This window comes from Burkholderia sp. AU33545 (genome assembly GCF_020419685.1).
Lineage (GTDB): Bacteria > Pseudomonadota > Gammaproteobacteria > Burkholderiales > Burkholderiaceae > Burkholderia > Burkholderia diffusa.
The window spans coordinates 509,213-518,573 of record NZ_JAIZRQ010000007.1 but is presented as its reverse complement, the minus strand read 5'-3'; the positions used below and the strand labels follow the sequence as shown (position 1 = coordinate 518,573).

Annotated in this window: 8 protein-coding genes; 1 reads left to right on the top strand and 7 read right to left on the bottom strand. The window is 67.3% G+C overall.

Features of this window, described 5'->3' with window-relative positions; all coding sequences use genetic code 11:
• Positions 1 to 462: 462 nt before the first annotated feature.
• Positions 463 to 900: an ATPase gene (locus LGM71_RS25150; protein WP_260436564.1), complete on the top strand. Its 438-nt coding sequence runs from the start codon at positions 463 to 465 to the stop codon at positions 898 to 900.
• A 183-nt stretch (positions 901 to 1,083) separates the two neighbouring features.
• Here the strand turns inward: LGM71_RS25150 and LGM71_RS25145 are convergent, their stop codons facing one another.
• The 7 genes from LGM71_RS25145 to LGM71_RS25115 form a co-directional block, all read right to left on the bottom strand.
• Positions 1,084 to 1,767, bottom strand: coding sequence for a DUF429 domain-containing protein (locus tag LGM71_RS25145; protein ID WP_226117016.1), 684 nt, complete (start codon positions 1,765 to 1,767; stop codon positions 1,084 to 1,086).
• 9 nt (positions 1,768 to 1,776) lie between these two features.
• The gene (locus LGM71_RS25140; RefSeq protein ID WP_059600831.1) at positions 1,777 to 2,301 is read right to left on the bottom strand and encodes an HD domain-containing protein; all 525 of its coding nucleotides are present in this window, start codon (positions 2,299 to 2,301) and stop codon (positions 1,777 to 1,779) included.
• A 121-nt stretch (positions 2,302 to 2,422) separates the two neighbouring features.
• Positions 2,423 to 5,893, bottom strand: a complete 3,471-nt coding sequence (locus tag LGM71_RS25135; protein ID WP_226117015.1) for an ATP-binding protein — start codon at positions 5,891 to 5,893, stop codon at positions 2,423 to 2,425.
• A 3-nt stretch (positions 5,894 to 5,896) separates the two neighbouring features.
• Positions 5,897 to 7,147, bottom strand: a complete 1,251-nt coding sequence (locus LGM71_RS25130; protein ID WP_226117014.1) for a metallophosphoesterase family protein — start codon at positions 7,145 to 7,147, stop codon at positions 5,897 to 5,899.
• A 530-nt stretch (positions 7,148 to 7,677) separates the two neighbouring features.
• Positions 7,678 to 8,217, bottom strand: a complete 540-nt coding sequence (locus LGM71_RS25125; RefSeq protein ID WP_124629238.1) for a hypothetical protein — start codon at positions 8,215 to 8,217, stop codon at positions 7,678 to 7,680.
• Between the two features lie 566 nt (positions 8,218 to 8,783).
• Positions 8,784 to 9,053, bottom strand: coding sequence for a hypothetical protein (locus LGM71_RS25120; protein WP_226117013.1), 270 nt, complete (start codon positions 9,051 to 9,053; stop codon positions 8,784 to 8,786).
• Positions 9,050 to 9,331 (bottom strand): DUF4148 domain-containing protein, encoded by a 282-nt coding sequence (locus LGM71_RS25115; protein WP_059600819.1) that lies wholly within the window; start codon positions 9,329 to 9,331, stop codon positions 9,050 to 9,052. The genes LGM71_RS25120 and LGM71_RS25115 overlap by 4 nt, the downstream gene beginning before the upstream one ends.
• Between the last annotated feature and the right edge of the window lie 30 nt (positions 9,332 to 9,361).

The following is a 9,361-nucleotide window of genomic DNA, read 5'->3' as shown; positions in this document are numbered from 1 at the left end:
AGATTATGAACCGTCTTTTTCAGTCAGTCAACAACTTTTTGAACTGCTTCGTTGCGACGACTGGGTTCAACTTCATGTGCGCCGGGGCTCGACAACCGACCCTCCATCGCACCGCTTCCCTTCTTCCTCCGCGCCGCGTTTCCGTTAGCGCGAAAGAGGCGTGATTCTATGCACCCGCCCCGGTCTGCGCAACCCCCTTTGTGAAAATATTTTGAAAAAGCCCCCGTGCGCTGCCGCGCACGGGGGCTTTGGGGGTGGGGCGCTCCACATTACCTCAGCGCGGAGAGTCCGCGACAGATTCAGGGCGAGTCCTTCTTAACTCCTATACCGGTGGGGCGACAACATCCGCTGTTCGAGCACGACCGCATTTGCCTCACGCCGGTCACTCGGCTGCGGATCAAACAAAGGAGGCGCACGCCGTCGAGTATCATGCCGCGATCGACCAACCCTCTCATACCGACGATGGACAGCACCACTCAATCCGGCGACGCCAATCTCCGTGATGAATACGCCGCGCTGCGCGAGCGCGCCGTCATGCTCGAAGAACAGGTCCCACCGCTACTGCAACGCATCTCGGATGTCCTGCCGCGCATCAGCGGCGTGTCCGAATTGGCGGATGAGCATCGTGAACGACTCGTCGGCGCGCGCAACGCAGCGATGGTCTCGATCGAAAACTATCAACAGGCGATCCCGTTCCTGCAAACGGCCGACTCGATCATCGAGCAGCTCGACAAGACGCCCGAGCGCGATGAGGACATCGAGTGGCGCGAATCGCTGCTGCAGCGACTCGACGAGCTGATCGACGTCGCGGTCGTGATGATCGACGATGCGCAAGGCTATTTCGAGCACGCGGCTGCCTGCGATCTCTCCAGCGTGCCGAAGTCCATTCTCGAAGACTGAGCAGCACGGCCGGGAGGCGCACGGCGCATCGACTAAACAGGTTGCGCATGCCACCGGCTTCGCACATGCCGACCGGCTGTCACTGCTCGGCACCTTGACGTCGACGATCAGATACGTCCCCCGCAAAAGCTCTCCTTGCCGTCACGGATTCACGGGTAACAGCCAACCGCGGCCCGTGAGTGACTAGAGCGTTTCGAGCACGATCGTCTCGCCGACGATCGGCACACGGATGTACCCGCCCGCCGCATCGCCATACGCGTGCGCATTTCCGTCGATCACGTATTGCGCGGTCAATGCGCACAACGTCGCGTCCCGCGCGTCGACCGATCGCAGTGTCGACACGTCGATCCCGAGTTTGGTCAGCAATTGCCTGCGCTGGTTGCGTTTCTGCTTCGCCGACGCGATCGCCTTGCCAAGCATCGCGCAGGTAATCGCGTACGGATAAGTCTCGAAGCTCACGCGCCCGCCGGCATAGCGTGCGTCGGTCAGCAGCGAATAGGCGTCGGCCAGCGCACGGTAGACGCGCTCTCCCATGAACATCCAGTCGAAGAAGCCCGACGTGCTGGCCACGGCCTGCTCGCGCGATGGCGTCGGGAAACACGAGATCCGTTCAAGCGCGAGCGCCTGCTCGGCCGCGCGGCGTCCGCTTCCCGTCCACCACAGGCTCGGCGCATCGACGCCGACGGCCACCACGTCATGCTCGATACACAGCGCAGGCAGCGCTTCGGGCGCGATCCGCGCCTCGCGGCAGACGATCGTCGAGCCGCGCAGGATCACGAGATCGCATTGCTTCTTGTCGCCGCCGACGTCGACGCCCGCCACCGCAGGCGATGACCACGCGACGGATCGGGATCGGGCCGCCTGCATGGCTGCGCGTCAGTCCGCCGGCCGCGCGTCGTACGCGGCATCGAAGATTCCTTCCAGGCCGGGATGCACGCCGCGCATCCGGTCGACGACCGACTTCGCCCAGTCGAAGTACGCCTGCTTGCGCTCGAGCGGCCAGTCCGCGGGCGGATGCCGCGTGATGTCGCGCAGGTTGCAGATCTTGTCGGCCAGCTTCACGAGCTTCGCGCGCCGGCTGATGTTCGCCGCATGCTCGACCTGAAGGCGCTTGCGCTCGTCCTTCGGCAACGACTTGTCGTCGGTGACTTCCATCACGATGTCCGCGACGTCCTTGCCGAACAGCCGCAGCAGTTCCTGCTCGGTTGTCTCCGTATCCTCGATCGTGTCGTGCAACACGGCCGCGACGATCACGCGCTCGTCCTCGATGCCGGCTTCGTTGGCCAGCACATCGGCCAGCGCGATCGGATGGTTGATGTACGGCGATGCCTCATCATCCTTGCGCCGCTGATTGCGATGCTTGTCCGCCGCGAATGCGATGGCAGCTACCAGCTTGTTCATATTGATCCCTCGTATGGCCGGACTGCGGCCGGCAGAACCGGTCACGTCCGTTTCGGAACCGCACATACTACCTGCACGCGATGACCATTCCCAAGTATCGGGACCATCGGGCCGCCCCGTGTCATGCGCCGACTACCTCGCGCTGCAGCGCGACCACGTTGACCTGCGCGCCGAACACGTCCCGCACGAGCGGCAGCAGGTGATCGTGGTGCGTCAGGAACAGCACCTGGGTTCGCGTCGACAGATCGCGCAGCGCCTCGAGCCCCGCCTTCGCACGCGCATCGTCGAAGTTGATGAACAGATCGTCGGCAACGAACGGCAGAGCGGTCCGGCTGGCGAGCTGCAGTTCGAGCGCCGCGATCCGCAGCGCGAAGAACAACTGGTCGCGCGTGCCTTCGCTCAGGCCGGCCACCTCGACCGACGTGCCCTTCGTGCGCCGCGCGTACAGCGCGGGCGGCGTCCGTTCGGTGTCGACGGTCAACCGCGAAAATTCGCCGAGCGTGAGCCCCGCGAAAATCTCGCCCGCCCGGCGCAGCATCGGCCCCTGCTTCTGGTCGCGATAGCGATCGGTCGCCCACTTCAGCAGACGGCTCGCCGTCGCTGCTTCCAGATACTGTTCAGCCGCATCGCCCATTGCGGCGAGCGCTTCCTGCCGCTTCGCCTCTGCCACGGCTGCGTTCGCCTGGCCGTCGATCGCACCGAATGCCTGCTGGGCGACGACCTGTTGCTGCGCGAGCGTATTCAGGCGGCTGCCGACGTCGCCGAGCGACTGCTTCACTGCTTCGAGATGCGCGGGCACGTCTGCGATGTCCTGTTCCGCGACCTCGGCCTCGACGGCCGCCTGGGACAACCCGTCGCCATCGCGCACCAGCGCCTCCTTCGCGGCATCGACAGCCTGCCGAAGCTGGCGCTGCCGATCCGATCGCTCGGCCAGCGGCAGCGCCGCATCGATCGACGCAACGCCGGCCAGTTGCAGCAACGGCTGAATGCGTGCATCCGCACCCGCCACCGCGGCGGCCGCATCGGCGACCTTGCCGTCGGCCTGCCGCACCGCCTCGTCGGCACGATCGATCGCGCGCGCGGTTTCCCGTGCGGCCGCCACGCGCATCGTCAACCGGCGCGCAACGTCCAGCCAGTCGCCGCTCGCCTGCCATGCTGGCTCCAGCGCATCAGCGAGCCGCCGTGCGCCGGCCTCGAGCGCGGCCAGCTCAGCACGGATCGCGGCCATCCGGTTGCGCGGCGCATCGGCGCCGGCCAGTTCGGCCGTCACCGCATTCGCGAGCCCGAGCGCCCCTTCCGCTGCGGCCAGCGTCACCGCATTCGCTGACAGCTTCGCGTCGGCGAGCGCATCGCGCCATTGCGCTTGCCACGCATCGTAGGCCGCCTGGGCCTGGCCGGCGCGTGAACGGGCCGTCGCGCAGCCGCGTTCGGCTTCGCGCGCGCGGTCCTCCAGGCTGTCCTTCTGCGCGAGCGTCTTTTCAGCCGATTGCACGAACGTCTCGGCGATCGCGATGAGCGCCGCCAGCCCGTCGGCGTCGCTGCCGCGCGAAACCAGGCGCAGCGCCGTACGCAACGTAGCCTCCGCGCCGGCCCGTACTTCGCGGATCGCCTCGAATTCGCGGCGCTGGCGGTCAAGCTCGAGTTGCGCGGCAAACACCACGTCGCGCTTCGCGAGCCAGTCGCTCATCGCTGCCAGCGGCATGCCCGGCACGCCGGCCGTCGTCGCGAGGTCGGACCATGCGTCGCGGTGCGCGGCCAGCTCGCGCTCGCGCTCGTCGACTGCCGCCTGCCGGCGCGTCAATACCGCGCGGGCGGACTCGACCTGCTGACGCAGCGATTGCAACGTCGCCGCCGCTTGCGTGGCACCGAGCTGCGCATCGACCAGTTCGTCGGCGAGGCGTATCGCATCGTCGACGGCCGGCGCACCCGTTGCGAGATCGACCGCGCCGCTGCGGATATCGCCCCACGCATCGTCGCGGCGTGCGCGCGCCGCCAGCACCTCGGCGGTCGTGACGACCTTGTGAGTCTCGGCGAAATGCTTCTCCTGCAATTCGAGCCGCTCGAGTTCCTCCTGCGCGCCGTCCCGCGCATCGCGTGCGGCAGCCGCCGCGCTCGCGCGCTCGCTTGCTTCGTTGAGCAGCGCGCCGAGCCGCGCCGCCGACGGCACATCGAGCACCCGCAGCGCGTCGACCGGCTTGCGCCACTGGCCGAGCGCATCGAGCGCATCGGCGAGCGCGCGCTCTGCGGCGGCAATGTCGCGTTCGAGCGCCTGTTCGCGCTGGCCGCTGCTGCGAAAGCCCTGCGCGTCGGCAAGCGCCGCTCGAAGCACTTCCGGCACATCGACCGTCGACAGACGCGCCAGTTGTTCCTGCGCCTGCGCGAGTTCCTGCGTGCGTTCGTCGAGCGATTCGCGCGCGCCGGCCAGCGCCTGATGCAGCGCGCCGTGATCGCGCAACAGGTTCGCGACCGTCTTCAGCGACAGCGCGCTCGGCAGTGCCGCGCGCAGTGACGCCTCGTCGGTCGGCCAGCCGAGCTGAGCCGCGGCGGAACCGGCAGCGGACAGATGCCGCTCGACGTCCGCGCCGAGCAACAGCAGATCCTGTGCGTGATTCATGCAGGCGCCGCGCAACCGGTCGAGTGCTTCGATGTCGCCTTCGAGAGCCAGCGCGTCGGCATCCGGATCGATCGCGTCGCGCGCCTGCCGTTTCGCGAGCAGGTCCGCGCGGCGCTCCTCGAGCACCTTCTGTTCGGCCGCGAGATCGCCTTGCGCTTTCAGCAGGTCTGCGTACGCGGTCGGCGGCAATTCGACGACGGCGCCCAGTTCGGCAAGCGCCGCTTCCGTGATCGTCAATTCCTTCAGGTACGGCGCCAGCCGCCGCACGCGCTCGAGCTTCGAGCGCAGCGCTTCAAGCTGGCGCTGCTCCGCGCGCGCCTGTTCGATCTCCTGCTCGACCGCATCGCGCGCTTCCTTGCGATCGACCCAGTCGCGCGTGCGCACCTGGACTGCCTTCAGTTCGCCGACTGCTTCGTTGAACAATGCCTCGGCCTGCGCGAATGCGCTGCCGCTGCGTCGCGGCGCCCACAGCTCGCCCGCTCGCGCGTCGAGCTCCTCGCGCACAGGCCCGAGCGTGCCGACGCCCGCCGCCGATTCGAACAGCACCTGGCCGAGTTTGTCGGAGGCATCGAGTATGCTCCGGCCGCCGTCGACGAGCCGACCGTGGTCGAGCCCGAACATCTGCTCGAAGAATTCGCGCGTCGCGCCGTCGACGATGGCGTTCAGATAGTCGTCCGGCAGCTTGTCGTCGGCGGGTGTGCGCAGCGGGCTGCGCCCGCGGGCGCGATGAAATGCGAGCGCGCCCGTGCCGCTCTCCAGCACGCCGCCGAGCCGGAGTTCGGGCGTCGCATGCAGGAAGTCGAGCGGCGTCTGCAGCTTCATCCCGAACAGCAGTTCCGACACGGCCGTTCGGATCGTCGACTTGCCGGCCTCGTTCGGCCCCACGATCACGTGGAAATCCTGGCCGGCCGACGGAAAGCGCAGCGTCTCGTCGGTGAACTTGCCGTATTTGATCAGATCGAGCTGGCTGATGCGCATCGCTTATTCCCCCCTCGCCAGCCGCGCGAGCAACGCGGGCCCGACCTGCTCGACCAGCGCCGTGAGTTCGCCGGCGCGCGCTATCGTCAGCAGCGGCACCTCCTCCTTCACGTCGCTGCGCACCTTGCCGATGAACGGCTTCAGGTCGCGCTCAAGCAGCGCGAGGAAATCCGGATCGTGCGCGGCATCGGCCAGGATCTGCTTGAGATCCTCCAGCGCCTCGAGTTGCTCGCTCTCGCCCTGCGGTTGCTCGGGCGCGGATGTCGCGAGCCGAACCTTCTCCAGCCACAGCCGTTCGTTGCCGATGATGCCGATCTGGTTCAGCACCTCCGCGCGCAGTTGCGGGGCGCGCCCGAAAAAGAGGCCGTGCGCGGGCGTACGCCCCGTGACCGTCACGCGCACCGCGCGCGGCACATGGCCATCGACGTTCAGCAGCGCCTCCAGCGACTGGCCGATCTTTCTCGACAAGTCGGCGACCGTGAGGCAGTCGGACGCGTCGACCGACACGGCTTCCCAGCGCAATACGTCGAGATACAGACGTTCGATGTGCGTGCGCCCCTGCTCGATCGTCACGAGCACCGCGCCGCGGCGGCCCGTCTCGCGGATATGGCGACCCTGCAGGTTGCCGGGAAACACGACGGTCGACGGCCCCGACCATTGCTGGAACTCGTGCACGTGGCCGAGCGCCCAGTAGTCGTAGCCCTTCGCGTGCAGTTCCGCCAGCGAGCACGGCGCATAGTTCGCATGCGCCGCATAGCCTTCGAGCGCGGTGTGCAGCACGCCGATGTTGTAGTAACCCGGCACCGGGTCCGGATAGCCGATCGCGAGATTGTCGACGACAGCCTTGTCCTTGAAGCTCTGCCCGTGCAACGCAACGTCGAATTCCGGTAGCCGGTGGGTTTCCGGCTTGCGGTGGCCGAACACGGTGACGTTGTCGGGCAACGTGAGCTTCTTCGTCATCTCGCTTTCGGCATCGTGATTGCCGCCGAGCACGAATGCGCGAATCCCGGCCTTGCGCAGGCGGCCCATTTGCTGGCCGAAGAAAATGCCGGTGTTGTGGTCCTTCCAGTCGCCGTCGTACAAGTCGCCGGCGATCACGAGGAACGCAATTTCCTCTTCGATCGCACGATCCACGAGCTGCCGCAGCGCCTCGCGCGACGCGTTGCGCAACTGCGCGGCCGGCGCGTCGGGATACGCGCTCAGGCCGTGCAACGGACTGTCAAGGTGAATGTCTGCCGCGTGGATGAACTTCACGAAGATTCCTCTGTTTCATGACGAAGGGGCGATGTCGACCGGCATCGTGCGCGATCGAACGCCGGGCACGGCCGCCCGCCGCCAGCGGGTCGGGATGGTACCTGAAAGCGGGCACCGCGCAGACCACGGCCCAGCATCCCGACGACGGCGAAGTTCGTCGGCGTCACTCGCCGCGCGTCACGGGCGGCAGTGCAAAGCCGTTGTCGTTGTTCGGGGCGGAGTCGCGTTGCGACGCAGCGCTTCCTCGGCGCTTTCCTTCCGCGCAAACAATGCGACGCCGATCACACCGGCGTTCGCCGTCTCGCCGTGCTTCGAATTCGTGATGCCTCGGCATGTTACCGGACCATGCCGGGAGCCCCGGTGACCGGGAGCCCCACTATTTAAGCATGGCGTGCAGGCAATGGGCAGAGAGTATACGGACCGCGTGTTTCGGTCCGCGGCACACGCTTCCTGTCACGATGCACGGCGCATCAATAAAAAAAGCCCGGCCCGCATCGAAGCGGGCCGGGCCTGTGCGGGACGCAGGTTGCTTACAGCGCGCCGCCTTGCGCCGACGCCGAACCCTTCAAGCCGACCGATGCGCCGCCCTGCACCGAGTTCGCCGCGCCTTCGAGCGCTTCGCCAGCCTTCGCCTTCGCGCCGCCGGCGACATCGCCCGCCGTCGACACCGCGCCTTGCGCATGGTTCTTCGCCGAGCTCGCGACGTGCTTCACGTGCGACTTCGCCGCGTGCGTGGCCGATACCGCCGCGTCCTTCGCCGAACCGGCGGCCGAGCCGACTGCCTGCGTCGCGCCACCGACAGCGTTACCGGCCGCCGAGCCGACGCCGCCAACCGTCTTGCCCACGCCGTTCAGCGCACCGCCGACGACGTTGCCTGCGCCCGAACCCGAGCCCGCGGCATTCGCGCCGGCACCTGCCTGCACGCCCACGCCGCCGCCGAGCAGCGGCGTCTGGACTTGGGCGCCAACGCCGGCGGAACCCTCAGCGCCCGTCTGGGCCGTTTGTGCGAAAGCCGCCGATGCGATTGCCGTCAGCGCGGCGCCAAGCAGAATCGTGCGAATCTTGTTCATGGTCATTCTCCCCAAAGACGTTGTTGCTGCGGGCCGCGTTCCGCGGCTGGTCGCATGCCTCACCGCGACGTGCGGCAGGTGGAGCTAATGTAGCGGCGCCGCCGCCCAAAACCGTCGAATTGCGGGGACTGTTACTTCCGTTGCAAATGCTGACGATTGACTCACACTGTTTGACAATCATCGGAACCGGCTCGTGATTGGCGCCGTCCGATCGCATGCTTCGGTGCGCCGGGCACAACGCACCGGCTAGCAGGGAAAGCGACCATTCCTGCAGGCATCCCAAAGGCTTGCTTGACGACGCCGGCGGTTACCCCGCCGGTCTCCCGTGCCAATCCGCACGACACCTTTTTGACACCATCGTCCGGGCCGGCATGCGGGCTCCGCATGCGTGGCCGTGCGTACGGATTCGGTATCGGGACTTCAGACACGGTGGGCGAAACTGGCGATGCGAACCAGCCGATCGCCTGAGTGATGGCCGACGCGCGACAGGGTTACACCGTCGCCGCTCACTGTCGCGCCGACTTCGACGTACGTGCGTGAAAAGGATCTCGAGGCGGCACCCCGGATCACCCCTGTGGGCTCGACGAGGCTCGGACCCGCCAGGTCGCGGCAGTCCCGTGTGCATTGCCGCCGCCATGCGAGGAGGCGAATGCCGTGCGCGATCGCGCATCATCCGACGCCTGCGTCGGATCGAGCTCGCGCAGCACACTCGCACGGCCGCCGTCGTCGCTCGGCAATTCCGGCTGCCCGCGCGCAAAGGCCGGCATGGCCGTCGCCGCGAGCAGCGCGGCGACCACCATCCGGGAACGGAGCTTCGTCGCGTTCCCCTGCTTCATTGCGCGCTCGCGGTCGATACGGTCGTTGCCGCGGCGGCCATGCCGGTGCGCTGGTCACCGTGCGCGATCGCGTAGAGCTCGCGGTTGCGTGCGACCGTCGCCGCGCTCGGCGGATAGTCGGAGTTCGACGTGGGCACGGTGCCGTCGCGTTGTGCCTGAACGAGATCGGCGATTACCTCGGCACGGGTCACGCCGGACGACGAAGTTTGTGCGAAGGCGGCGACCGGCGTTCCGACGACGACGGCGAGCAGCGCGGCTGCGATCAGTTTGCGATTCATGATGAAACTCCCGAGAACGGTTCAATGAAG

Bases quoted from the DNA above. Each gene is read 5' to 3' on its own strand.
- LGM71_RS25150 (WP_260436564.1), top strand. From the start codon at position 463: ATGGACAGCACCACTCAATCCGGCGACGCCAATCTCCGTGATGAATAC.
- LGM71_RS25145 (WP_226117016.1), bottom strand. From the start codon at position 1,767: ATGCAGGCGGCCCGATCCCGATCCGTCGCGTGGTCATCGCCTGCGGTG.
- LGM71_RS25120 (WP_226117013.1), bottom strand. From the start codon at position 9,053: ATGAAGCAGGGGAACGCGACGAAGCTCCGTTCCCGGATGGTGGTCGCC.
- LGM71_RS25115 (WP_059600819.1), bottom strand. From the start codon at position 9,331: ATGAATCGCAAACTGATCGCAGCCGCGCTGCTCGCCGTCGTCGTCGGA.
- LGM71_RS25125 (WP_124629238.1), bottom strand. From the start codon at position 8,217: ATGAACAAGATTCGCACGATTCTGCTTGGCGCCGCGCTGACGGCAATC.
- LGM71_RS25140 (WP_059600831.1), bottom strand. From the start codon at position 2,301: ATGAACAAGCTGGTAGCTGCCATCGCATTCGCGGCGGACAAGCATCGC.
- LGM71_RS25135 (WP_226117015.1), bottom strand. From the start codon at position 5,893: ATGCGCATCAGCCAGCTCGATCTGATCAAATACGGCAAGTTCACCGAC.